General features: G+C 43.7%; 18 protein-coding genes and 9 tRNA genes. 6 read left to right on the top strand and 21 right to left on the bottom strand.

The features are described 5' to 3' along the window. Window positions 1-54: 54 nt before the first annotated feature. The 6 genes from QNI24_RS14595 (at window position 55) to QNI24_RS14570 (ending at window position 9,320) form a co-directional block, all read left to right on the top strand. Window positions 55-2,406 carry a TonB-dependent receptor gene (locus tag QNI24_RS14595; protein WP_267177190.1) on the top strand — a complete coding sequence of 784 codons (2,352 nt, stop codon included), beginning with the start codon at window positions 55-57 and terminating at the stop codon, window positions 2,404-2,406. Between the two features lie 296 nt (window positions 2,407-2,702). After that, window positions 2,703-4,292, top strand: a complete 1,590-nt coding sequence (locus QNI24_RS14590) for a peptide chain release factor 3 (protein ID WP_267177191.1) — start codon at window positions 2,703-2,705, stop codon at window positions 4,290-4,292. Window positions 4,293-4,361: 69 nt separating this feature from the next. Then, a tRNA-Met gene (locus QNI24_RS14585) sits at window positions 4,362-4,438 on the top strand. A 105-nt stretch (window positions 4,439-4,543) separates the two neighbouring features. Then, window positions 4,544-5,035 (top strand): chalcone isomerase family protein, encoded by a 492-nt coding sequence (locus QNI24_RS14580; protein ID WP_283708754.1) that lies wholly within the window; start codon window positions 4,544-4,546, stop codon window positions 5,033-5,035. After that, a complete protein-coding gene (locus tag QNI24_RS14575) occupies window positions 5,035-8,058 on the top strand; it encodes an amidohydrolase family protein (protein WP_267177193.1) in 3,024 nt (1,007 codons plus the stop codon). The genes QNI24_RS14580 and QNI24_RS14575 overlap by 1 nt, the downstream gene beginning before the upstream one ends. After that, the gene (locus QNI24_RS14570) at window positions 8,055-9,320 is read left to right on the top strand and encodes an amidohydrolase family protein (RefSeq protein ID WP_267177194.1); all 1,266 of its coding nucleotides are present in this window, start codon (window positions 8,055-8,057) and stop codon (window positions 9,318-9,320) included. Before QNI24_RS14575 ends, QNI24_RS14570 begins: the two co-directional genes overlap by 4 nt. Window positions 9,321-9,382: 62 nt before the next feature. Here the strand turns inward: QNI24_RS14570 and QNI24_RS14565 are convergent, their stop codons facing one another. The 21 genes from QNI24_RS14565 to QNI24_RS14465 all read right to left on the bottom strand — a co-directional run bounded on the left by QNI24_RS14565 (window position 9,383) and on the right by QNI24_RS14465 (window position 26,607). Beyond that, window positions 9,383-11,287: a SurA N-terminal domain-containing protein gene (locus QNI24_RS14565; RefSeq protein ID WP_267177195.1), complete on the bottom strand. Its 1,905-nt coding sequence runs from the start codon at window positions 11,285-11,287 to the stop codon at window positions 9,383-9,385. A gap of 142 nt (window positions 11,288-11,429) precedes the next feature. Next, window positions 11,430-11,506: transfer RNA gene (locus QNI24_RS14560), tRNA-Asp, on the bottom strand. A 5-nt stretch (window positions 11,507-11,511) separates the two neighbouring features. Then, window positions 11,512-11,587 (bottom strand) — tRNA-Val (locus QNI24_RS14555). A gap of 12 nt (window positions 11,588-11,599) precedes the next feature. Further along, a complete protein-coding gene (locus tag QNI24_RS14550; RefSeq protein WP_267177196.1) occupies window positions 11,600-11,872 on the bottom strand; it encodes an HU family DNA-binding protein in 273 nt (90 codons plus the stop codon). Between the two features lie 241 nt (window positions 11,873-12,113). Beyond that, window positions 12,114-14,528, bottom strand: coding sequence for an endopeptidase La (gene lon, locus QNI24_RS14545; RefSeq protein WP_267177197.1), 2,415 nt, complete (start codon window positions 14,526-14,528; stop codon window positions 12,114-12,116). Window positions 14,529-14,533: 5 nt separating this feature from the next. Then, window positions 14,534-15,793: an ATP-dependent Clp protease ATP-binding subunit ClpX gene (clpX, locus tag QNI24_RS14540; protein ID WP_267177198.1), complete on the bottom strand. Its 1,260-nt coding sequence runs from the start codon at window positions 15,791-15,793 to the stop codon at window positions 14,534-14,536. 158 nt (window positions 15,794-15,951) lie between these two features. Next, window positions 15,952-16,554: an ATP-dependent Clp endopeptidase proteolytic subunit ClpP gene (gene clpP, locus QNI24_RS14535; RefSeq protein WP_283708753.1), complete on the bottom strand. Its 603-nt coding sequence runs from the start codon at window positions 16,552-16,554 to the stop codon at window positions 15,952-15,954. A 4-nt stretch (window positions 16,555-16,558) separates the two neighbouring features. Beyond that, a complete protein-coding gene (gene tig, locus QNI24_RS14530; protein ID WP_267177199.1) occupies window positions 16,559-17,863 on the bottom strand; it encodes a trigger factor in 1,305 nt (434 codons plus the stop codon). 182 nt (window positions 17,864-18,045) lie between these two features. Then, window positions 18,046-18,130 (bottom strand) — tRNA-Leu (locus tag QNI24_RS14525). Window positions 18,131-18,160: 30 nt separating this feature from the next. Further along, window positions 18,161-18,236 (bottom strand) — tRNA-His (locus QNI24_RS14520). Window positions 18,237-18,250: 14 nt separating this feature from the next. Further along, window positions 18,251-18,327 (bottom strand) — tRNA-Arg (locus QNI24_RS14515). Between the two features lie 19 nt (window positions 18,328-18,346). Beyond that, window positions 18,347-18,423, bottom strand: a tRNA-Pro gene (locus tag QNI24_RS14510). Window positions 18,424-18,557: 134 nt separating this feature from the next. Continuing rightward, window positions 18,558-18,635, bottom strand: a tRNA-Arg gene (locus QNI24_RS14505). Between the two features lie 91 nt (window positions 18,636-18,726). After that, window positions 18,727-18,817: transfer RNA gene (locus QNI24_RS14500), tRNA-Ser, on the bottom strand. Between the two features lie 180 nt (window positions 18,818-18,997). Continuing rightward, on the bottom strand, window positions 18,998-19,213 hold the full coding sequence (gene csrA / locus QNI24_RS14495) for a carbon storage regulator CsrA (protein WP_267177200.1): 216 nt from the start codon (window positions 19,211-19,213) through the stop codon (window positions 18,998-19,000). Window positions 19,214-19,328: 115 nt separating this feature from the next. Then, window positions 19,329-21,947 (bottom strand): alanine--tRNA ligase, encoded by a 2,619-nt coding sequence (alaS, locus tag QNI24_RS14490; RefSeq protein WP_267177201.1) that lies wholly within the window; start codon window positions 21,945-21,947, stop codon window positions 19,329-19,331. Between the two features lie 107 nt (window positions 21,948-22,054). After that, a complete protein-coding gene (gene kdsB / locus QNI24_RS14485; RefSeq protein WP_267177202.1) occupies window positions 22,055-22,822 on the bottom strand; it encodes a 3-deoxy-manno-octulosonate cytidylyltransferase in 768 nt (255 codons plus the stop codon). Further along, window positions 22,819-23,802, bottom strand: a complete 984-nt coding sequence (gene lpxK / locus QNI24_RS14480; RefSeq protein ID WP_267177203.1) for a tetraacyldisaccharide 4'-kinase — start codon at window positions 23,800-23,802, stop codon at window positions 22,819-22,821. Before lpxK ends, kdsB begins: the two co-directional genes overlap by 4 nt. Next, on the bottom strand, window positions 23,795-25,570 hold the full coding sequence (msbA, locus tag QNI24_RS14475; RefSeq protein ID WP_267177204.1) for a lipid A export permease/ATP-binding protein MsbA: 1,776 nt from the start codon (window positions 25,568-25,570) through the stop codon (window positions 23,795-23,797). The genes lpxK and msbA overlap by 8 nt, the downstream gene beginning before the upstream one ends. A 6-nt stretch (window positions 25,571-25,576) precedes the next feature. Further along, window positions 25,577-26,002, bottom strand: a complete 426-nt coding sequence (locus QNI24_RS14470; protein WP_267177205.1) for an ExbD/TolR family protein — start codon at window positions 26,000-26,002, stop codon at window positions 25,577-25,579. After that, the gene (locus QNI24_RS14465; RefSeq protein ID WP_267177206.1) at window positions 25,999-26,607 is read right to left on the bottom strand and encodes a MotA/TolQ/ExbB proton channel family protein; all 609 of its coding nucleotides are present in this window, start codon (window positions 26,605-26,607) and stop codon (window positions 25,999-26,001) included. Before QNI24_RS14465 ends, QNI24_RS14470 begins: the two co-directional genes overlap by 4 nt. Window positions 26,608-26,702: the final 95 nt, after the last annotated feature.

Below are 26,702 nucleotides of genomic sequence, written 5' to 3'. Positions count from 1 at the left end.
GCATGATTTTGTGTATTTTTTACAAACCGACGTTTGTATTTTTGAGAGAACAACATGAGAAACTTGTTACTGTTAACCCTATTTATCAGCCCTGCTTTGTGGGCGCAAGACAGCAGCGATCTTAATGGTCGTATCACCAATAACCAAGACCAGGTATTCAGCAATGTCCTGGTTCGTATCCAAGGCACTGAACTTGAAACAACCACTGACCAAGCCGGTGAGTTTACTTTTGAAAACTTGGCAGAAGGTGCCTATGAGTTGGACATTGAAATCAACCGTGCCAAACATTACAACACCGACATCAACCATGACGGTCAAGCCTTGTCGATTAACATCGATGCCCTGCGTTTAGATGATTTGGTGGTCACCGCTAATCCACTTGAACACAACCAATTACGCATGACCACACCTGTGGCGATCTTGAGCGAAGAGGACTTGGTCTTGGATCGCGGTTTATCGATTGATCAAACGCTGAATCGCATCACCGGAGTGAATTCCGGTAGCTTCGGTGTGGGAGCGGGTCAAGTTGTGATTCGAGGTCAACAAGGACCGCGTGTTACCATCCTTAATAACAACATCACCAATCAAGATGCTGCATCTGTCAGCCCAGACCACTGGATCACCACAGAACCTCTGCTGGCCACCCAAGTCGAAGTTTTGAAAGGCCCCGGTACATTACTGTATGGCGGCGGTGCCGTAGGTGGTGTGGTTAATGTCGTTGATGAAGTGATTCCGACACAAAAGATTGATGGCATCACTGGCGGTATTGAAGGCCGTTTCTCTGACAGTACTTTGGGTGAACAAACAGGTGTTTTCACCATCAATGGCGCATTAAGCGACGAATGGATGGGTCACTTCAGTTATTTCAACAGCCAAACCGATGATTATGAAATTCCTGGCTTTGCTGAATCAGAAATTTATCATGAAGCCGAGGAAGGACATGATGAAGACCACGAGGAAGGTGAACACGATGATGAAAGAGAAGGAGAAGACTTCGGCGTGTTAGAGAACTCATCACTTGAATCAGATGGTTTCAATGTGGGCTTATCACGCGTCACAGACCGTGGTTACTGGGGTATATCATACTCTGACTATAACCGCAATTATGGCATCCCTGGTCATGAGCATGAGCATGGTGAAGAAGACCATGACCATGATGATAACGTGGCCAAAGGTGAAGACGATGATGACCATGAGCATGACGAAGAGGAAGAAGAAATTGTCCGTATTGATTTAGATAAATCAGTATTTAACATCAAAGGCCTACACCGCTTTGACGATGACAGTTTTATCCGTCAATTCAGAACCCATTACTCAAACACCGATTACATGCATGTGGAGTTGGAAGGTGATGAAATCGGCACCATGTTCGATAACCAGGCCGATGAATTCCGCTTCGAAATGACCCATGGCACTATCGGTGGCTTTGAGGGTGTTTGGGGTTTTCAGTGGACCAACCGTGATTTCTCTGCCCTGGGTGAAGAAGCTTATATTCTGCCTACTGAAACCCAAATCTGGAGTTTATTTGCCATTGAAGAGCGTGACTTTGATAACTGGCATGCTGAGTTTGGCTTGCGCTACGACAACCAAACCATCAGTTCTGATTTCTTCCCTGATTTTGATGACGATGCCCTGAGTATTTCATTGGGTGCTACTTTTGACTTAAACGATCACTGGACATTGCCCATCAATCTCACATCAGCCAGCCGCATGGCCACAGCTGAAGAATTGTTTTCTAACCAACCATTGGGTGAAGAGCTGGTGCCTCACTTAGCCACTGATGCCATTGAAATTGGTAACTTAGACTTAGAGCATGAAGTCTCGAACAATTTCGACATTGGTTTGAAATACCGCAACAATGGCTGGCGCTTCAGTGGTGCTTTGTTCTATAACCAACTGGATGACTACATTTTCTTGCGCAACACCGGTTTGGAAGAAGATGAAACCAGAATTTTTATTTATGCCCAACAAAACGCCACTTTCACTGGATATGAGTTGGACTTGGGCTACCAGTTTGAGGACAGTTTCGCTAACCAATGGGATTTCAGGTTATTTGCTGATGGTGCCGAAGCTGAGCTGAACACCGGTGAAAATGTACCACGCATTCCCAGTGAACGTTATGGCCTTGAGGTTAATTGGAATCGAGGCGCTTGGAATGTCGGCATCAACCACACCCGTGTGACTGATCAGAACGATGTGGCTGATTTCGAACTACCCACTGAAGGTTATGACTTATTAGACTTGAACGTTAATTGGGTCTACTACCATGACCGATTTGAGACTTTGGTGTTTCTGCGTGCTGATAACTTGTTGGATGAGGAAATACGTGAACACGCTTCGTTCATCAAAGACATTGCACCACGTCCAGGTCGCAGTATCACTGCTGGTTTCAGGCTGACGTTCTGATAAGCCAATTGTCCATTCAAGGGGCTGCCTGACATGGCAGCCCTTTTTTTTGCTAACAGATTTATGTTGATCTGATTCGAATTAAAAGCCATCAATCATATCGTCGGCTGAATATCTTAGCTGTTACTGCTGATAAAACAGCTGAATTCAGCATTAATTATTTCGAAACATTTATGGCTCCCAGGTAATCAGTACCACCGCCTGGAGAAAAGACCCAAAAATCTTCAGCAATCGGCCGTGCCAGCCAACGCGAACTCTGATAAAATGCGCGGCTTGATTCAATGAGGGCGTGTCACATGTCAGAGCAACAAGCTGAATATTTAAACCGCAGGACATTTGCGATTATTTCGCACCCTGATGCGGGTAAAACCACCATCACGGAAAAGATTCTGTTGTTTGGTGGTGCCATTCAGGTCGCTGGTTCTGTCAAATCTCGCAAAGCCGATCGACATGCCACTTCAGATTGGATGGCGATGGAACAAGAACGTGGTATTTCTATCACCTCCTCAATCATGCAATTCCCTTACAAAGGCCGCACCATGAACCTGTTGGATACACCGGGTCATGCCGACTTCTCTGAGGACACCTACCGCACACTGACTGCGGTTGATTCAGCACTGATGGTGATTGACTGTGCCAAAGGGGTTGAGGAAAGGACCATCAAACTGATGGAAGTTTGTCGCTTGAGAACCACCCCCATCTATACCTTCATCAACAAGTTAGACCGCGAAGGCAAAGAGCCGATTGATTTGTTGGATGAGGTTGAAGACGTATTGAAAATCAAATGTGCCCCCATCACTTGGCCAATTGGCATGGGCAAACGACTCAAAGGGGTTTATCACTTTATCAATGATGAAGTGATGTTGTATGAAGCCGGTAAAAACTACGAAACCCAAGAGGCTGTCATTATCAAAGGTTTGGACTCCAAGGAACTGGATGAGGCCTTGGGCACTGCTGCTGATGAGTTTCGTGAGGAAGTTGAACTGGTAGAAGGTGCATCGCATAAGTTTGATTTGGATGCCTACCTCAAAGGTGAACTATCACCGGTGTTCTTCGGTTCAGCGATCAATAACTTTGGGGTGCAACCGCTACTGGATTCATTTGCTGAGAATGCACCAGCACCACAACCACGCGCCACCACCGAACGAGTGGTTGAGCCGGATGAAAAAAAATGTGCTGGTTTTGTCTTTAAAATTCAAGCCAATATGGATCCCAATCACCGTGATCGCGTGGCATTCATGCGTATTTGTTCAGGGGTCTTTAAACAAGGTATGAAATTAAAAAATTCCCGCACCAACAAAGACATCAAAATACCCAATGCCCTGACATTCATGGCTGAAGAGCGTGGCACAGTAGAAAAAGCCTATCCTGGTGACATCATTGGCATCCACAACCACGGCACCATCAGTATTGGAGATTCTTTCAGTGAAGGTGAAGTCATGCAATTCACTGGCATCCCCAGTTTCGCTCCTGAGTTATTTCGCCGAGCCAGACTCAAAGACCCATTGAAGCTCAAGGCACTGCAAAAAGGACTGGCGCAATTGTCTGAAGAAGGCGCGACCCAGTTTTTTCGCCCATTAATCAGCAATGAGCTGATTCTGGGTGCTGTCGGTGTGTTGCAGTTTGAAGTGGTGGCTTACCGCCTGAAACGCGAATACAACGTCGAGGCGATATTTGAAAATGTAGAAACCCGCACCGCTTACTGGGTGGATGCCGACGATGATAAAAAGATGCAACAGTTCCGCAACAAAAATGAAGCGAATTTAGCTGAGGATGCACATGGTCACTTGGTTTATTTGGCACCATCAATGGTTAACTTACAGTTGGCACAAGAGCGTCACCCAGACATCAGATTCCACAACACCACAGAAACATTGAAAGTATAAAAAACCACTATTTATTTCAATTAAAATCTTGACAAAAAGCGTGATTGATAAGAAAATTCGCGCTCTCGTGGCTATATAGCTCAGCTGGTTAGAGCACAGCATTCATAATGCTGGGGTCGGTGGTTCAAGTCCACCTATAGCCACCACTTCTTTTTATCCCATTCACAGAGTGATTTTTAACTGATACGATTGTTAAATCAGCGCAGATGCTTTTATAATGATGTATGAGATTTTTTCTGCTGTCTGTATTAATGATCAGTTGCCAATCGGCCTATGCGACCCAATGGGTCAAACTGGGCGAAGCTGAAATCAGTTGGGGCTATAAAACGCCTTACCGAATCAATCTGATGGCACCCAAGGGCATACACGACCTACAAGACATCCGCAGTGGCACCCAAATGGTTCAATTTGAGATTGAATGGCTGGCTCCTTCGACCTCACAAGCAGAAATTCAAAAACACTTCAAAGCATTGATTGAGGGACAGTTAGAAGGTCCTGAATCAATCAAATTCAACCAAACAATCATCAATAGATTTTTAAACAAATTGCCACAAGCTGATCGTTTTGATCGCTGGCAGTTAACTTATTCTCCCGATGCAGGTACACAAGTCCAGATAGAAGGAGAAAAAGTTCACACCCTTATTGGCTCAGAAATCAACCGCGCCTTGCATCATGCGTGGATGTACCGTGACCCAGTGACCACCTCTAAACTTTTAACTCGCTTACTCAAATTAGGTAAATAATGAAACTTAAACTGAAACCATTTGTTTTGGCTGCGCTCGCGTGCAGCACAAGTGGTCAGGCAACATCAATTCCCACTGATGTCACCAATGGTAATGTGGATAACCGCAATACCATTATGGCCTTGACCAACGCCACCGTTCATTTGAACGCCAATAAAACCATAGAAAATGCCACTTTGTTGATCCAAAACGATCGCATATTAAATATTTCTAAAGGCAATAACCCACCCGCAAAGGCCACCATCAAAGACTACAGTGGCATGCACATTTATCCGGGCTTCATTAATCTTGACAGCAATGTAGGCTTGCCTGCTGCTGCCAAACGCGAAGCTTTCAGTTGGGGTGGCCCTGAAACCATTAACAGCACCACCCAAGGCGCTTACAACAGCAACGAAGCCATCAAAGCATCATACGATGCGGCAGAATTCTTCACCACCGACAGCAAAAGCAATAAAAAAATGCGAGCCCAAGGCTTCACCAATGCACTCAGCCACCGCAAAGACGGTATCATGCGGGGTACAGCGGTGTTGACCCATTTGGGTGACCAACCAGAGGAACTCAGTGTGGTAAAGGCTAAAGCAGCTCAACACTATTCATTCAATAAAGGTTCATCGAAACAAGATTACCCCATCTCTTTAATGGGATCAGTAGCACTGATTCGACAAACTTGGCTGGATGCTGAATGGTATGCACAACAAAATGACATGTTGGATTTTGATTTAGCCGCCATCAACACCAACAACAAGCTACCAAAAATAATTACCACAGCCAACTGGCAACAAACCTTACTGGCAGAAAAAATCGCCAATGAATTTGGTACCAAGTTTGTGGTGAAAACATCAGGAGACTCATACCAAAATCTGGCTGCCGTCTCAGCCACTGAACAAACTTTGATTGTGCCTTTAGGACAACCCAAAGCACCTCAGATCAATGATGAGTTAGACGCTTGGAATGTCAGTTATCGAGATTTGAAGAAGTGGGAAGTGGCCCCCTTTAACCCCGCTTTGTTGGAACAACAAGGCGTGTCTTTTGCTTTGGTACCCAGCTCATCTCCCCAAGGTTTAGACAGCTTTTTGAAAGACTTACGCACTGCACATGAGCATGGGTTGAGTGAGGCCGGCGCGTTACAGGCCATTACCTCAGTTCCTGCACAAATACTTGGCAGAAATGACCTGGGCTCTCTGGATGAAGGACACTATGCCAACTTTGTGGTAACCACCGCACCACTGCTGCACAAAGATGCAATGGTGGCTGAAACCTGGACCGCTGGCATCAGACACAGCATCAAAGGCCTGCCTAAAATGAAATCAGGCCATTATCAACTGACACAGGGTGATAAAAGTTATCAATTTAACTTAACCACTGAAAAAGGGAAAATCAAGTTAGCTGCCAGTGATGAAGAGGATGAAGTGAAATACAACATCAAAGCAGCTGGCAACTTTGCTACTTTGACTGTAACTGATGAGGATGATGAACAGCAGTTTTTTGGCGCCATTGATAACCGTGCGTTTGTAGCGGTTGATGCCGATGATTGGCAAATGACGCGATTGGGTGATGTCAAAGTATCCGACGATGATGATGCAGATAATGACAAGGCCAAGACCACGCCCAGTAGCAAAGAATTACCCAGCATCCCCTTCCCTTTCAATGCGTATGGCTTGATTGAAGGCGATGATAATGACTCGGTATTGATCAAAAATGCCACAGTTTGGACCAATGAAGATGAGGGCATTTTAACCAACACCGACGTATTGGTAGTCAACGGCAAAATAAAAAGTATTGGCAGTGACTTGTCTGCCAAACAAGAGCAGCGTGTCATCGACGGCACAGGCATGCATTTAACCAGCGGTATTGTTGATGAACATGCACACATAGCATTGCTTTCAGTCAATGACATTGCAGTTAACTCATCTATGGTCAGAATGAAAGATGCCATTAACCCACACGATGTCAATATTTACCGCAACTTAGCAGGTGGTGTAACCATGGCTCAGTTGTTACATGGTTCTGCCAACCCAATTGGAGGTCAATCGGCTTTGATCAAACTTAAATGGGGTGTTGAGCATCCTGAAGATTTATTGATAGATGGTGCTGAGGGCTTTATTAAGTTTGCTTTGGGTGAAAATGTCAAACGTTCACGCAACCAAGAATCCATCCGCTACCCCTTGACTCGAATGGGTGTGGAACAGGTTTATCGTGATGCCTTTACCCAAGCCCAGGCTTATGAGAAAGCTTGGAAAGATTACAACAAGCTCAGTTCACGGGCCAAGAAAAAAACCACAGCGCCACGCAAAGATTTGGTGATGGATGCCACTTTAGAAGTGATCAATCAAGAAAGGTATGTGTCCTGCCATTCCTATGTACAGTCTGAAATAAATATGCTGATGCACGTGGCTGAGGATTTTGGCTTTAATGTCAATACCTTCACGCACATCCTAGAAGGTTATAAAGTCGCTGATAAAATGAAAGCACATGGTGTTGGTGCATCTACCTTCTCAGACTGGTGGGCATTCAAATGGGAAGTCAACTACGCCATTCCCTACAACGCAGCCCTGATGAACAATGCAGGCGTTGTCACTGCGATCAATTCAGATTCAGCAGAAATGTCACGCCGCTTGAATCAAGAAGCCGCAAAATCAATCAAGTACGGTGGTTTATCGGAACAAGAAGCTTGGAAACTGGTCACCTTGAATCCAGCTAAATTGTTGCGTCTTGATGATCGCGTAGGCAGTATCAAAGTTGGCAAAGACGCTGATTTGGTGTTGTGGTCGGATAACCCACTTTCAATCTATGCCAAGGCTGAGAAGACTATGGTTGAAGGGGTGGTTTATTATGATCGTGAACAACAAGACGAAATTGAACAAACCATTGCAGCAGAACGCAGTCGTCTGATTGACTTGACCAAAAACAGCAAAGGTGCCAAGGCACCATTTCAATCCAAGCCGATGAAAACCTATGAATGTGAAAGCATCACTGGGCACCAACACATCGACCACCTATTCTTTACTGGAGCGGTTCAATGAAAAAAACAATAATGACAATGGGCCTGTCTTTGATGGCCTTAACTGCACAAGCTTTGACCCCAGCTCCTGGCAAAGAGGCTGTTGATAAAATCTTTATCAATGCCCACATCCACGTTGGTAATGGCAAAGTACTTGAAAACGCTCAACTGGCCATGAAAGACGGCAAAATTGTGCGTGCTGGTTACTACAAAGCCCCATTGACAGGCAATGAAATTGACTTAAAAGGCAAACACATCTACCCTGGCTTTATTTTAGCCAACACCAACCTTGGTTTGGCTGAAATCGATGCAGTACGGGCTTCTATTGATGGCCAAGAAACAGGCCAGCTGAATCCCAATGTACGCAGTATTGTGGCTTACAACACCGATTCAGAACGCATACCAACCATGCGCTTCAACGGTATTCTATTGGCACAAACCACTCCCACTGGCGGACTGGTCAGTGGCACCTCATCTGTGGTGCAGCTAGATGCTTGGAACTGGGAAGATGCTGCCGTTAAAATGGATGATGCCATGCATGTAAACTGGCCAGCTGAATGGGCCAATCGATTTGATTGGAGTACCTTCACCATGCAACTGAGACAAGACAAAAACTACCAACAAAAAGTTGAACAAATCAAATCACTGTTCAGCGACGCCAAAGCCGACAGCAGCAACAACAACATCAAACTTAATGCAGCCAAAGCAGTACTGGCCGGTAAGAAAAACGTCTTTATTCACAGCAACAACCCCAAAGCGATAATAGAAGCCATCCGTTACTTTCAAGCATTGGGCGTAAAGCACCCTGTTTTGGTGACGTCCCAAGGCGTAGAGCCAATCATTGACTTTATCAAAGCAGCTGGTGTTGGTGTCATTTTGGATTCTGTCCACGCTTTACCACAAACCACTGATGACTCAGTGGACAATGCCTATGCGCTGGCTGCAAAGCTGAATGAGGCAGGTATTTTAACGGCCTTGAGTTACCCAGGCTCGATGAGCTCTAGGAATTTGGCGTTCACTGCTGGTACCACGGTTGCTTATGGTAATGACAAAGAAACGGCATTGAGCATGATCACTTTGAATGTGGCTAAATTATTAGGCATAGATAAGGATTATGGCTCACTTGAGCTGGGTAAGAGTGCGACGTTTTTTATCAGTGAGGGTGATGCCTTGGACATGCGAGGAAACTTAATCAAAGAGGCCTATATTGATGGCAGGCCGATTGAGTTGCACACAAGACAACAACAGTTATACGAAAGGTACCAAGAAAAATACCAAGATTAAAAAATATTGGTAAACAAAAAAAAGGAGCCAATGGCTCCTTTTTTTAGGGTTTGAATAAATAATTAGAATTGATTGGCTTGACTCAACAAGTTCTCATTGATAACCACATCTGCGTTTTGACGCAGCGCTTGGATGATCAATTGTTGTTCGTTGGTTTTGATGTTACGAGTCAACTGAGCCGCTTCAGTTGTGATGTCTTCAATGGCATCTAAATCAGCTTCTTTGACTGCCAATAAATTAAGCACAACCGCATCATCTGCGTTACCATCTAATACATGAACTGATGTTTCACCCGCTGCTGGGCGACCCAGATCAAAAATACCTTTGGCCAAGTTAAAAGGTAAAGAGGAGCCGGTTCTTGTGACTGCTTCATTGGTAACTAACTCCAACTCTTTGGCTGTCGCCAGTTCGCTTAAGGTTGACTCACCACTCTCGACTTGGGTAAGGATTTCATTGGCTAAGGCATCTGCCGCTTCAGCGGCTTTTTGATTGGTCAATGCAACAACTATTGAATCCTTGACTTCTTCCAATGGCTTCAATGCCGCAGGTTTCAACTCATTCAAGTGTAAAAATGCCACGTGGGTGTCATTGATGTAAATCATTTCAGAATTCAAAGTGCCTTCTTTGACATTAACCGAGTACGCTGCTTCAATAAAATCTGGATTTGCTGCAATACCTTCACCACCAGCACGGGTGAATAACTCAGTGGTTTTAAGTTCATAACCATTGTTTTCAGCCACTTGCTCTAAACCACTTTGTGCATCCAATACATCGACAGCTAAACTGGCAGTAGTATCAACAAATAATGCATCTGCTTCTCTGGCTTGCAAAGCACTAACGATCTCATCTCTGACTGCTTCAAAAACTTCCAACTCTGGGGCTTTGATTTCATTCAATTGAATGATGTGGTAGCCAAATTGAGTTTTCACCGGGTCTGAAATGGTGTTTACTTCCATAGCGAATAATGCCTCATCAAATTCAGCAACCATGTCATCGGGAGAGACCCAACCTAAATCACCACCGTTAGATGCTGAACCTGGGTCTTGAGAATATGTTTCTGCCAATGTTGCAAAATCTTCTCCAGCAGCTAATTTAGCTTGGATTTCTTGTAGCAAAGTTTCAGCATCGTCATCATCATTGAGTAGAATATGAGCCGCTTTACGCTGTTCTGGTAGACCGTAACCTGCTTGGTTATCTTCATAGTATTGCAAGGCATCCGCTTCGTCTATTTCGATAGTGGCAGCCACGTCATCAGCCAATAATTCAATGTAATTAACTGACAGCATTTCTTCTGTCATGTATTGGCTCGAATTATCTTGGTAGTAAGATTCAATCTCTGCATCGGTGACCTCTACAGTTTCTTTGAACTGTTCGGGGGAAACAGTGATGTATTCAACACTGCGGGTTTGTTTGTTCAACTGAGCCATTTGTTTGGCTTCTAAAGGGGTAATGAATGATGATTGATCAAACATGCCAGAAAGCACTTGGCTGGCTTGTTCAGCTGCTAATTTAGCCTGAAGACTTTGTGCGGATTGGTTGGTCTGCGCCAGAAAGGCAGCATACAATGTTTTATCAAAATTACCGTTTGCATCTTTGAATGATGGCGCCTCTTCAATGGTTTCTCTGAGTTCTTGAGCGGTTACCGTGTAACCATTTTGGTTAGCAACCTGACGCAGAAGCTCGCTGTTTATCATTGATTCTAAGTAATTTCTTCTTAAGATTGGCGAATCAAAATAGCTGGGATCAAAACCCTCACCAAATTGTTGCAACATGCTTTGGCGGTAATTTGAAAATCCAGTTGTAAATTCTGAAAATGAAATGACTTCACCATTGACCGTAGCCAAATCATCACTGCCTGATTGATTGAAGTAATCTCCGACACCCCACAGGGCAAAAGCCATAATCAACAAACCCATTACTATGGTCATGAACAAACCAGAAGATTTTTTTCTAATCCAAGTTATCATAATAAATCACTCTTGAAATTTTTCTAATTTTGAACTGTTAATCAGTCACTAAAGTATGAAATTGATTGATTACAGTTCAACAGAGCCATGCTCTTTTTTGTTATAAAAAAAAAGGGTGTCTTAATGACACCCTTCTCTTGTGTGGCGGAGCGGACGGGACTCGAACCCGCGACCCCCGGCGTGACAGGCCGGTATTCTAACCAACTGAACTACCGCTCCGAATCTGGTGGGTGCTGAGGGGATCGAACCCCCGACCCTCGCCTTGTAAGGGCGATGCTCTCCCAGCTGAGCTAAGCACCCGATTCAGGGGCGTTAGTTTACAGCGTCTTTTAACGCTTTACCAGCTTTAAATGATGGAATTTTAGCTGCTGGAATTTGGATGGTGTCACCTGTTCTTGGGTTACGACCTTGTCTTGCTGCACGCTCTTTAACAGCAAATGTTCCGAAGCCAACAAAAGTCAATTTTTCGCCTTTTTGTAAAGATTCTGTGATAGTTCCAACAACAGCATCAAAACAGTCTGCAGCAGTTGATTGAGATACGTTAGCACTGTCAGCAACAGCTTTGATAAAATCTTGTTTTTTCATTCTAAATCTCCTTCGTTTAGTGATTGTTATTAAATGACATATCGTCAAGAAAGGCGCATTGTATAACAGTTTGCGCGTGTTTTGCTAATAATATTTTAATATTTTTTTTGACTTTTATTACAGCATATTTATGAACCATAACTGGCTCTCAGAAGCAAGCATTTTATCTTCTCAATCAGGGGGTTTATTTAGCCGGAACTGTTAATAAAAATATTAAAAAGAAGCCATTAAGCACTCTCACTTAATGACTTTTCTCATTATTGATATTGGTGTCATTGTTAATGACTTCAACATCCTTGCTTTTTGTTTCAATTGGCTCATCTATGGTTTCAATGTGCTTGATTTTTTGCGATAAAGCCAAGGTCAGCACTTCATCAATCCATTGTACTGGAATGATTTTCAAATTTTTGGTGATTTGTTCAGGCATTTCAGCCAAATTCTTTTCATTTTCTTTAGGAATGATGACTGTTTTGATACCGCCTCTCAGCGCTGCCAAAAGCTTTTCTTTCAAACCTCCTATTGCCAGTACTCGACCACGCAGAGTGATTTCACCGGTCATAGCAATAGCAGATTTAACAGGGTTATTGCTCAATGCCGAAACCAGTGCTGTACACATACCAATACCGGCACTGGGTCCATCTTTAGGAGTGGCTCCTTCGGGCACATGGACATGGATGTCATGTTTGCTGAATTTAGAGACATCAACACCAAACAAAGCCGCTCTGGATTTGACCACTGACAAAGCTGCTTGGATGGATTCTTTCATCACGTTGCCTAAATGACCGGTCAAATTCAATTTGCCATTACCTGGATATACAGCCGCTTCGATCTGCAATAAATCTCCACCTACTTCAGTCCAAGCAAGACCTGTCACTATACCCACTTCATCGGCTTTCTCAGCCACACCAAAACTGACTTTTCTGACGCCCAAATAATCATTCAAGTTTTTAACTGATACGCTGATGCTTTTTAGCGATTTTTCAGTCAGTAATTGTTTAACGGCTTTTCTAGATATCTTGGCAATTTCTCGCTCAAGGTTTCTGACCCCTGATTCACGGGTGTAATAACGCACAATGTCTTTGATTGCTGCTTTGCTCAGTTTCACTTCAGATTTCTTTAAACCGTGTGCTTTGAGTTGTTTTGGTAACAAATAGCGTACGGCAATTTCAATTTTTTCTTCTTCTGTGTAACCAGGGATACGAATGATTTCCATGCGATCACGCAATGGTGCAGGAATATTCAATGAATTTGCAGTGGCTATGAACATTACTTCAGACAAATCGAAATCCACTTCTAAATAGTGATCGGTGAAATGACTGTTTTGTTCTGGATCCAGTACTTCTAAAAGTGCTGCCGCAGGATCGCCCCTGAAATCACGTGACATTTTGTCCAGCTCATCCAAAATCATAACCGGGTTACATTTTTTGGTCTTAGCAATGTTCTGTATGACTCTGCCAGGCATAGAACCAATGTACGTTCTGCGGTGTCCACGTATCTCTGATTCATCTGATACACCACCCAAGGAAAAACGGCTGAATTTGCGGTTTGTCGCTTTGGCAATTGATTTACCCAGTGAAGTTTTACCCACACCTGGCGGTCCTACCAAACACATGATGGCACCTTTCATTTTAGGGGTTCTTTGTTGTACCGCTAAATATTCCAGAATGCGCTCTTTGATTTCATCCAAACCATAATGATCCTCATCCAAAACTTTTTTCGCATAAGCCAAATCAAGTTTCAGGTCACTGCGCTGTTGCCATGGTAAACCGAGGATCGTTTCCAGGTAGTTTCTGACCACAGTCGCCTCAGCTGACATAGGGGACATCATTTGTAATTTCTTGAACTCAGAATCAACTTTTTCACGGGCTGAATCTGACAGTTTGGTTTCAGCTATTTTCTTTTCTAAATCAGCAAACTCAGAATTGGAATCATCGATATCAGTCAATTCTTTTTTGATTGCCTTCATTTGTTCATTGAGGTAATACTCGCGCTGATTTTTCTCAATTTGACCTTTGACTCGGCCACGAATTTTTTTCTCCATAACAATCAATTCAAGCTCTGCTTCAATCATAGCCAGGATGTGTTCTAAGCGTTCCTTTTCATCCAGCATTTCCAACAAACGTTGTTTTTCTTGGTGCTTAATCACCAGGTGGGCTGCGATGGTATCAGTCAGTTTTGACAAATTATCAATGTTGCTGATGTTGTTTGTGATTTCTTTGGGAATTTTTTTGTGTTTGCGAACGTAGTCTTTGAAACGTTCTTTCAGTGCCCTTCTTAAAGCCGTGCCTTCGCTGTCAGGCACCGCATCGGCGTTGCGCAATTCTGTGTAATTGGCCTTGAAGTAATCGGTGTCCTCTAAATCTTTGATTTGCACCCGCACCTTACCTTCGATCAGCACTTTGTGTGTGCCATCTTGCAGCTTAACCATTTGCAGGATTGATGAGAGCGTCCCAATTTCATAGACATCATCGGCCTGTGGGTCATCAATTTCAGACTGTTTTTGTGCCACCAAGACCACTGGTGAATTGGTTTTCATGGCACTTTCCAATGCCAATACCGATTTTTCACGGCCTACAAACAGTGGCACCACCATGCCGGGAAAGATCACCACATCTCGCAAGGGTAATACTGATGCTTTTTCTTGTGGGTTTGTCATATTTTTTACTCAGTCTGTTGGTTGGCAATCTTGCCATAAACTAAATAGGGTTTATTGCCATCTTCAATCACTGCACGATCGATAACGACTTTTTCAATGTTTTCTTGATCGGGTAATTCATACATGATGTCCAGTAATGCCGACTCCATGATGGTACGCAGACCTCGCGCTCCTGTTTTTCTTGCTAATGCCAATTTCGCGATGGCATCGTATGCATCTTCTCTGATTTCTAACTCCACACTTTCCATATCAAATAAACGCATGAACTGTTTAGAAATGGCGTTTTTAGGCTCTTTCAGAATTCTGATCAGGGCATTTTCATCCAATCGTTCTAAAGTGGCAGATACAGGCAAACGGCCAACAAATTCAGGAATCAAACCATACTTAACTAAATCATCTGATTCCAGACCTTTGAATATCGCCAACTCAGCTTCGCTTTCAATTTTTGATGAAACTTCAGCAGAGAAACCAATACCGGTTTTGACTGAACGCTCTTGAATGATTTTTTCTAAACCTGAGAATGCACCGCCACATATAAATAAGATGTTTTTGGTATTAACCTGTAGAAATTCTTGTTGTGGGTGCTTACGGCCACCTTGAGGTGGGATTGAAGCAACAGTGCCCTCAATCAGTTTCAACAAGGCTTGTTGCACACCCTCTCCTGATACATCACGGGTGATGGATGGGTTCTCAGATTTACGCGAGACCTTATCGATTTCATCGATATAAATGATGCCTGATTCAGCTTTATCCACATCATAATCGCAATTCTGTAACAACTTTTGAATGATGTTTTCCACATCTTCACCGACATAACCGGCTTCGGTCAGCGTGGTTGCATCAGCTATGGTAAAAGGCACATTCAAAATTCGAGCCAATGTTTCGGCCAATAATGTTTTGCCCGACCCTGTAGGACCAACCAATAATATGTTTGATTTTGAAAGTTCAACCTCTTCAGCTTCAGCGTGGTTGGAGCGAATGCGTTTGTAGTGGTTGTAAACAGCTACAGCCAGTACTTTCTTAGCTGTTTCTTGGCCGATCACATATTCATTCAATAATTCATGTATTCTTTTAGGAGTCGGCAAATCTTCCAGACTTTCTGACAAGCTGTCTTCCATTTCATCGCGAATGATTTCATTACACAAGTCAACGCACTCATCACAAATAAACACGCTGGGACCAGCGATTAATTTGGTGACTTCTTGCTGGCTTTTGCCGCAGAAACTGCAATGTTTAACTTCTTCTAAGCTTTTGGTTTCACTCATTTAGTAAAATTCTTTTCAAGTTGTAATAGAGATATCATACAAAAATTGTATAGCTATGCCTATAGCGTAACCACTAATTTTGTATTGTCTTGGACTATATAAGGATAATGAGCTGTTATTCAAGGATGATAACAGCTCATATGACGTGATTTGTGATGTTATCTGGCGTCTACAACTTGATCAATCAAGCCGTAGTCTTTGGCTTCATCAGCACTGAGGAAGTGATCGCGGTTGGTGTCTTCTTTGATTTTATCAACTGATTGACCTGAATGTTTTGCCATCAGCTCATTCATTTTTTGTTTGATCTTCAGAATTTCACGAGCCTGGATATCAATATCAGACGCTTGGCCTTGAAATCCGCCTGAGGGTTGGTGAATCATCACCCTAGAATTCGGTAGTGCAAAACGCTTACCTGGCGCACCAGCATTCAACAAAAAAGCGCCCATACTGGCAGCTTGACCAATACACATGGTGCTGACGTCAGGCTTGATGAATTGCATGGTATCGTATATTGACATACCTGCGGTAATGACCCCACCAGGGCTGTTGATGTACAAACTGATGTCTTTGTCTGGATTTTCGGCCTCTAAGAATAACAATTGAGCCACCACCAAGTTAGCCATGTGATCTTCGACCTGGCCAACCATAAAAATGATGCGCTCTTTCAGCAGTCTTGAATAAATATCAAATGAACGCTCTCCGCGAGCGGTTCTTTCGATAACCATTGGGACTAAATTCATTGCTTCTTCGATATTTTTCATAGGATTAAGCCGCTGGTTTCATCAGATCATCAAATGACTTTTTCTTTTCTTTCAATTGCACTTTTGATTCAACCCATTCCATCACTTGAGACTCAATCACACTCTGTTCAATGCTGGCCATCAGTTCTTGGTTTTGGTAGTACATTTGAACCACCTCTTGTGGTTGTTCAAATGTTTGTGCAATTTCATTGATTTGTTCACGAACCTTAGCAAAGTCAGTTTTGATGTCTTCTTTCTTCGCGATGTCTTGGATGATTAACGTGTTCAAAATGCGGTCTTTGGCCGCATCAACAAAATCAGCCGCATCACGCAATGGCGCATCTTCTTGACCCATTTGCTTGGCACGTTGTTGTTCTTGTTGAGCCATATGCTGGCTCTCTTTGGTGACCATTGATTCAGGCAACAAAGTGTCTTTACAAGCATCACGCAGTTCTTTTAAAGCATTGGTTTTAAAAGAGTTGTTTACAGTTTGAGTCAACTCACGCTCTAAATTTTTCCTGATGTCATTCCTGAAGTCTTCTTCTTCACCGCTTTCAATACCAAAAGATTTGATGAATTCCTCATCAACTTTAGGCAGTTTGGCTTTGCGAACGTCAGTGACTTCGAAACTCATTTTGGCTTTTTTACCAGCCAAATCAGCCACATTAAAATCTTCTGGAAATTCCAATTCAAGCTCAGCAGACTCTTTGGCTTTCAGGCCAACGACCGCATCTTTCAATGCATCAGGAATTTTGCTTTCGCCTAATAAAATACCCATTTTTTCAGTTCCTTCATTAGGGTAAGTGACCTCTTTGCCTTTGGCACTGTATTCGATGGTCACTAAATCTTTATTAGCAATTTTACCTTTACTTTCTTTCCAATCTTGCTTTTGTTTCTGTAGGTTTTTAATCATGCCATCAATGTCTTTATCTGTGACTTCAGCTTTGATTTTTTCTACCTTTAACTGGTCCAACTCAATGGCTGGAACTTCTGGCATCAATTCAACTTTTGCTTGAAATTCGAAACCACCATTGTCGGTATCATCTGCTTTGGTTACTTCAGGTGCGGCAATGATTTCCAGCTCATTGTCCTTGATGGCTTTCTCGATAGAGTCTTGCATCAATTGGCCCAAAACTTCTTGTCGGGCATGCTGACCAAATCTTTGTTGTAAAATATTTTTAGGAACGCGGCCTTGTCTGAACCCTTTCAAACGAACTTCTTTACCAAGTTCAACTAACTTTTTATCAACTTGCGGTTGAATATCGTCTGCTTCCAAAGCAACATTAACTATACGTTCTAAACCTTCAGATTGATCAATTGAGATTTGCATCTTAACTCCACATGTAAAACATAATATAAGAACTGAAATAAACCGCAAACTTCATTCACAGATGTGAATAAGTCACGGTTAAAACGGTTCATTCAACTTTTATTATTGCGCAGGAGGTTGTAAGTACGGTGAAATCCAAACCTCACATGGCAAAAAAACAGATTACTCTGTCATCATATATTTGGTGCGAAAGGAGAGACTCGAACTCTCACATCAAAAGATACTGGTACCTAAAACCAGCGCGTCTACCAATTCCGCCACTCTCGCATGATAATTATTAATGATGAGGAATGAATATGGGGTGGCTGATGGGGCTCGAACCCACGACAACCAGAATCACAATCTGGCGCTCTACCAACTGAACTACAGCCACCATAGTCGACCGTTTGGCACGCCCGGCACGACTCGAACGTGCAACCCTCGCCTTAGAAGGGCGATGCTCTATCCAGTTGAGCTACGGGCGCGTAACGGTTTTCTGTAAAATGGTCGGGGTAGAGAGATTCGAACTCCCGACCCACTGCTCCCAAAGCAGTTGCGCTACCAGGCTGCGCTATACCCCGACATATTCACTCATTTCATCAAGCTGGCGAATTTTAATACCTAAAACCGCCAAGTTCAACGATAAAATGAGGTTTATTGCCCATATTTCAATGGGCGTCTGATTAAAACATGACATTTCAAATCAAACTAAAAATGGCGCGCCCGGAAGGATTCGAACCTCCGACCACCTGGTTCGTAGCCAGGTACTCTGATCCAACTGAGCTACGGGCGCTCAAGGGTTGCGAATTATGTTGCTTTTCGGCGACGAAGTCAACAACAATTCTACACAATTTTGTGACACATTAAAACATCACAAATTGTAATGGCGGAGAGTGAGGGATTCGAACCCTCGATACGCGATTAACGTATACTCCCTTAGCAGGGGAGCGCCTTCAGCCGCTCGGCCAACTCTCCGGATTATCTCAAGATATGTAAAAAAACTTTACTAAACAATAACCAATCAACAATTAGAACTGTTATGTTTGAATGTATCAAACACATCCATACTTATCATCAATGGGTTCAGTTAAAACATCCTTGAGGGCGAGTATTTTAATTCAATAATTATTGAATGCAACCTTAAAATAACTTTTGTTATTGGTTGCCTAGGTTATCTTCATCTATTGCTGGTTCAGCATCACCACTTTGTTCGTTTTTGATGCGTTCATAGATTTCTTCTCTGTGCACTGCAATTTCTTTTGGTGCATTGATTCCGATTCTGACTTGATTACCTTTTATACCTAAAACGGTAACTGTCACGTCGTCCCCAATCATCAGTGTCTCACCGACTCTGCGGGTTAAAATTAACATATTATTCTCCTTTTGTTATTGTTCAGTTCCTCGGGTAGAACTGAAGACACAAGCTGTCACACACACAACCCACATCTTTTTAAATTAGACTATATTTACCAGTAAATGAGAAGTGTTATTTCAAATTTACTTGAACAGCCTCTAAAGTTTGGCCTATGGCCTTGGTCAATTCAGCTTCATTTGCTTCACCGCCACCTTGAGCAAAATCAGGTCTACCGCCGCCCCTGCCGCCAATGTGTCCTAATACTTGTTTAATCACATCTCCAGCCTTGACTGTCTGAGTCATTGCTTTGGTAACACCAACCAATACCTGGGCTTTGCCGTTGGTTAGGTTGGCTAAAACTACCACACCTTGTTCAAAGCGACTTTTAAAACCATCTATGGCGTCTCGCAACACATCAAGATCGGAATTGTTAAAGACATGTTGCAAGTAATTGACACCATCAACTTCAACCACTGATTGATTGATGTCACTCAAAGATTCACTGGCTTGCGCTTTCAAAATATCATTCAATGATTTTTCTAGCTGCTTGTTCTGACTTAACAAACTTTCAACAGCCGCATCCAGATTAGCTGGTTGCACATTGAACCTTTGGCTGAGGGCTTTCAACTGAGCAGCTTGGGTTTGAACCAAAGCAATGGCTGCATCTCCAGTCACTGCCTCAATACGCCTAATACCTGAGGCCACTGCCGTTTCTTCAATGATTTTGAATAAACCAATTTCACCGGTGCTGTTGACATGTGTACCACCACATAACTCTACAGAAAAACCACCAAAATCCATAACTCGGACTTGATCGCCGTATTTTTCTCCGAACAATGCCATTGCCCCATACTCGATGGCTTGATCGTAGCTCATTTCAACATCTTGAGCGTGAAAATTTTGTCTGATTGCCTCATTCACCTCGCGTTCGACTTCAGCCAGTTCCTCTGGGGTTATGGGCTGATCATGAGAAAAATCAAAACGCAATTTATCAGCGTTCACCAAAGAACCTTTTTGTTGCACATGATTACCCAACGCTGCGCGTAAAATTTTATGCAACAAATGCGTGGCCGAATGATTCAATATAACTTTTTGCCGATATTCGCCATCAACTTCAGCCTGCACTGGCGTGCTGTTATTCAACACCCCCGATTCAACTGTTATGTGATGCAAGTGAAATTGTCCAGCTGCTTTTTGGGTGTCTGTCACTTTGGCAGAAAACTGACTGTTCTTAAGCTGTCCAATGTCCCCAACTTGCCCACCTGATTCTGCATAGAAAGGCGTCTGGTCCAAAACCACCACGCCAGTCTCACCCTCATTTAAATGATCAACAGCTTGGTTGTCTTTCAGTATCATTTTGACTTTAGCGTCACCAGCAAAACTCTGGTAACCAGTGAAAACAGTGGGTTTAAGCGCCTGTATCAAATCAGCTGATATTTGATTACTTTGGGTAAATTGTTTGCTCGATCTGGAACGTTCTTTTTGGCTTTGCATGTTGGCAATGAAAGCCTCCTCGTCGACCAACCGTCCATCCTCACGGGCCACATCTTGGGTTAAATCGAAGGGAAAACCAAAAGTATCATACAATTTAAAAGCAACAGCACCACTGACATCAGCACCAGGAGGTAACTTCTGCGTGGCTTTTCTGTATTCTTGCATGCCTATATCAAGGGTCTCGGAAAACTTTTGTTCCTCTTTTTTCAACGCTTTTTCAATGCTTGCTTGTTGTTCTATCAATTCAAGATAATCCTCACCCATAACTGCCTTCAATGGCTCGACCATTTGATAAAAAAACAAGCCTTGAGCGCCCAATTTATGACCATGCCTGGCAGCCCGTCGAATGATGCGCCTTAATACATAACCCCGCCCTTCATTCGATGGCATGACACCATCAGCTATCAAAAAAGCACAAGTCCTGATGTGGTCTGCAATCACTTTCAATGATGGGTCACCCAAATCTGCAGCACCGGTTAATTCAGCCGCACGTTTAATCAGGTGCTGGAACAAATCGATGTCGTAATTATTGTGCTTGCCTTGCATGATGGAGGCAATGCGCTCCAATCCCATACCGGTATCTACACAAGGGTTCGGCAAAGGCACCAGCGAACCATCTGCCTGTTTATCGTATTGCATGAAGACCAAATTCCATATTTCGATATAGCGATCGCCATCTTCCTCTGGCGTACCTGGCGGACCTCCTTCAATGGCCTCACCGTGGTCATAGAATATTTCAGTACACGGGCCACAGGGACCAGTGTCACCCATTTGCCAGAAATTATCTTTGGCGCCTATTCGAGATATTTTATCGGCTGGGAAACCAATTTCATCGCGCCAAATACGTTCCGCCTCATCATCTTCCTCAAACACCGTCACCCACAGTTTCTCAACCGGTAAATTCAGCTCTTTGGTCAAAAAGTCCCAAGCATATTGGATGGCCTCACGTTTGAAGTAATCACCAAAGCTGAAGTTACCTAACATTTCAAAAAAGGTGTGGTGTCTGGCGGTATAACCGACTTGGTCAAGGTCATTGTGTTTGCCACCAGCTCGAACACAACGTTGTGAGGATGTCGCTCGAGTGTACTGGCGTTTTTCAGCACCCAGAAAAACATCTTTAAATTGAACCATGCCTGCATTCACAAATAACAAGGTGGGGTCGTTGCCGGGAATGAGTGAGCTGCTTTTAACAGCCTGATGCTGTTGCTGCTCAAAGAACTCAATGAATTTCGCTCTGATTTGTTGGGTTGTTAACATAGTTTAATGACGTTGAAATTACGCCAGAAATTTTATTGAACCGTCGTTCAATATACAACCTTTAATGCGCACGATGTGGCTGTTAAACACAAATAAGTTAGATTCCATTAACTGTTTTCGAACCTTTCTACATCAGCGGGGGTATCTATACCATGAGGCATGGGTTTTACAGCTGCAGCAGCAACAATGATTTCATGGTGCTCAAGGGCCCGTAATTGTTCCAATGACTCAATTTTTTCCATTTGACCAACTGGCCATTGGGTGAAGCGATGCAAGAAACTGGTTTTATACATATACAAACCAATGTGGTGTTTGTATGTCACTCCCTCAGGCAAATGACTGATGTTTTCAATCGGTTGATTGAACTGCTTTTGTGACCATGGAATCGGCGCCCGACTGAAATAAAGGGCACGATCGTCAGCGCCAGTGACTAACTTGACCACATTTGGGCTGAATAAATCAGCCACTGAGTTGATGCTCTGGTACAAGGTGCCGATACTGGCATTGGGGTGTTTTTTCACCACATCAATGACTTGTTGTACATTGGCCTGTGGCACATCAGGTTCATCGCCTTGATAATTGAGCACCCAGGTTTCATCACTCCAGCCCATGATGGCCGCACATTCCGCCAATCTGTCAGTACCAGTTTGGTGGTCTTTGCGGGTCATCACCACATGATGACCATGTGACTCAACCAGACTGGCAATGCGCTGATCATCTGTGGCAACTACCACAGCACTGGCACCCAGTTGATTGGCCGCATCAACGGCCCACAAAATCAGCTCTTTGCCTTTCAGCTTGATCAGTGGTTTACCGGGCAAGCGACTGGAGGCATACCTGGCAGGAATACACACGACAAACTCAAAATCACTCATTGCATCACCTTTTGAATCAAATCCTTAACCGCAGCTTGGGTTTTTTCCGGCACCACAACTCGCATGGTTACTACCCAAACATTATCCAACTTCATGTCCTCACATTTGACCGCATCTTTTTCAGTGATCAACACTGTGGTGTCTTTATGTGGATCAAAATCAGTGGCTTTGATGTCGTGGTGATCGGGTAAAGGGTATTTAATGATGGCCATACCAGCGGCCGATAACATCGAGAAAAAACTGTCAGGGTTGGCAATACCAGCCATGGCCACCACCTTTTTGTTTCTGAATTCAGTGATTTCTTTGGTCACGCTGGGGTGATTGAGTTGATGAATTTGATCAATGGTAAATTCATAATGATGTTGTTGTTCCACCACACCTTTAAACACCACCAAATCCACCTCATTCAATCGCTCCAACGGTTCTCGCAGTGGGCCTGCTGGTATCATCAAGTGATTACCGGTGCGCCATTTGGCATCCAGCATGACAATTTCAGCATCTCTTTGCATGGCGTAATGTTGCATGCCATCATCAGCAACTATAACGTTGACTGAATAGTTTTGAATCAATGATTTAGCGGCTTTGACGCGGTCTTTACCCACCATCACAGGCAGCTTGGTTTTTTTCGCCATCAACAAAGGTTCATCACCGGTGGCTGCGGGGTTGGCGTTGGCCGTCACGAACATCGGCTCCACCTTGCGCTTACCGCCATAACCTCTGGAAATGATGCCCGGTTTGTAGCCGGCTTGTTGTAATTGTTCAACCAACCAAATCACCAAGGGTGTTTTGCCACCGCCACCGGCTGTGATGTTACCCACCACTATAATCGGCACTTTTAGCTTGTGGCTTTTTAATAAACCAATGGCATATAATTTTCTCCTAAAAGCCACCAATTTTGCAAACACAGCTGCAGCTAACTTAGTAAAGAATCCAACATCCGCACCACCATACCAACGTTTCCTGATTTTATCTTCATTCATGCTGTGTCTTAGACCCAATGCTGAGGTTGTTTTGGCTGCTTTGTAGGTTGGCGTAAATACCTGACTGCTGGATCAGCGCTTCATGGGTACCGATTTGGGCCACCCTGCCCTGATCCAAAACCACCACTTTGTCTACATTTTCTATGGTGGAAAGTCGATGAGCAATGACCAAAGTGGTGCGATCCGCCATCAGTTGTTCCAGTGCATTTTGGATGTGTTTTTCTGATTCCGTGTCCAATGCCGAAGTGGCCTCGTCCAGGATCAAAATCGGCGCGTCTTTCAGGATCGCCCGTGCAATGGCTATGCGCTGCCTTTGTCCTCCAGATAATCGCGTGCCATTATCACCCAACTGGGTATCAAAGCCATCAGGCAACTGCTCAATGAACGACAGTGCATTGGCCTTTTCTGCCGCCTGCCTGATAGCTTCATCATCACAGGACTGTTGCGACCCATAAGCAATGTTGTTGCGCACCGAATCATTAAACAACACCACATCTTGAGAGACCAAAGCAATCTGCGATCGCAAACTGGGTAAACTGAATTGTTTGATGTCTTCACCATTGATCAGAATCTCACCAGCTGAAACATCATAAAACCGGGGCACCAGATTCACCAATGTGCTTTTTCCACCGCCAGAAGCGCCAACAAATGCCACACTCATACCGGACTCAATGTCTAAATTGATGTCTGTTAAAGCTGTCGTTTCATCGGCATAAGAGAAATCCACATGATTGAATGACAACGCCATTGTTCCCGCCTGAAGCTGCTTACTGCCCCCATCTTTTTCTGCCCCCTCATTCAACACCATCATGACACTGTCAGCCGCAGCCATGGTGGTTTGGATGGTTGAGAAAACAGCGGATAAGTTTTTAATAGTAGGTAGCAGCGCCAGCATGGGCAATAAAAATGACATAAAATCTTCGGTGCTCATGCCAGATTTAGCAGCCAAATACATGATCAATGCCAAAGTGAAAGCCACTAACATCAAATTCACCGAAGACATCACTTCTTGGGTCGCTACTATCTTGACTTGTAATTGGCGGTTGCGTTTGGTGTCTTTATTAAATTGGGTGGTTTCTTTTTCGTGGCCATCATAAATTTTAACAATCTTATGACCCTTGACCACTTCCTCGACGGTTTGCGTGATGTCAGCAATTGAATCCTGGATGCCATGACCAATCTTACGGAATCTTTTGTTGATGAGACGAATGATCAGAGCAATCAAGGGGAAAACCACCAAGGTTATCAAAGCCAACTGCCATGAATACCAGAACATCACGCCTAAATAACCAACGATACTCAACAGCTCCCTGATGATCATGACAAAATTCTTAGACACACCATTGGCCATTTGTTCGATATCAAAGGTAATTCTTGAAATCAAGCCACCGGCGGAATGTTCATCGTAAAACTTTTGCGGCAAGACTAAATATTTCTGAAACACTTTGCGCCTCAAGTCATTGACTATTTTTCGTCCCACCCAGGTGAAACCATAGGAGGACAAAAAACTGCCAAATGAGCGCACCAAAAAGATAGCCACCACAAACAGCGGCAGATACTTAATCCACAGCGGATCCTGCTTGGAAAAGGCATTTTCTAATATGGGTGATAATGCAGCCATGAAGAACGCCCGGGTACCTGCATCTATCGCCGCACCTAATATGGCAATGATGAAAATCAACCGGTAAGGTTTGACGTATTTCATCAAGCCCCAATAAGTTAAATCACTGTTGGGATTTCTTTGCGGACGCATTTTAGGCTGCTTCATGGCAACTTATGGGTTTGATTTGGGTTGGGTTGTTGCCATCGAAACTTTGCTGAATCCCATGGTGCCGAGCACGTCCATCGCCATCACCACATGTTTATGTGCCACATTGGCATCAGCACGAATGATTACTGGCATGTCTCGGACATCAGCAACTATATTTTGCAAGGCATTTTTCAACGATTGGCTTTGTGCATTGACCAGTTCGTTGTTGTTCACGAAGAACACCCCCTTTTCACTGATAGAGATCACCAAGTCTTGTTGTTCTGACACGCTGGGCTGGTTGCTCGCCTCGGGCAATTCAATTTTAAGTTTGGCTTGTTTTTCGAAGGTGGTTGAGACCATAAAAAAAATCAACAACAAGAACACCACATCAATCAATGGCGTCAGATTGAGTTTGTTGTTGCCTGTGGTCTCTGAGGCACTGAATTTCATGACTTCTCTTGGCTGATTGAATCAATGAGTTGCATCACTTGTTGTTCCATAACAATGGTTTGGTCAGATATTTTGTTCTTAAAGTGACGATAAAACAGCACTGCTGGGATAGCCACTATGAGGCCAGCAGCTGTGGTGGTTAAAGCTTGTGATATACCGCCAGCCAGTTGGTTGGCATTACCAACCCCAAATTCCATGATGTTAGCAAACACCTTCATCATACCTATGACGGTCCCCAACAGCCCCAACAAGGGTGCCACTTCACCAATGGCATGGAGCCAATTGAGTGGCTTTTCTAACTGGTGTGATAAATGGCGACCAGCATCCTCAACGGCTTCTATGATTTGCTCTCTGGTTTCATCGCGCTTGCGCAATGCCACCGCCATCAAATGACCCAAAGGTGAGGTGGCGGCCAATTGATCGATGTGTTTATGATCTAAATGCTTCTTCTTTGACCAGTCTATGACTTGAGCCGGCAATTCTTTGGGAATGATTTCCTTATCTCGCAGCGACCAAAACCTTTCGCCAACAATCATCATGGCCAAGGCCATTAAGACCAACAAAAAGATCATCACCACACCGCCGCTACTGACAATTTCAAACACTCAACATACTCCTATTTATCGCACACTCAATTGCTGTGTATTGTATAGACACTGAAAGAAAAAATCTGTAAAGAAAACCAGCGATTAACTTTACA

The sequence above is a fragment of the Marinicella marina genome, assembly GCF_030065545.1.
Taxonomy (GTDB): domain Bacteria; phylum Pseudomonadota; class Gammaproteobacteria; order Xanthomonadales; family Marinicellaceae; genus Marinicella; species Marinicella marina.
This window is presented reverse-complemented; position numbering and strand designations above follow the sequence as displayed.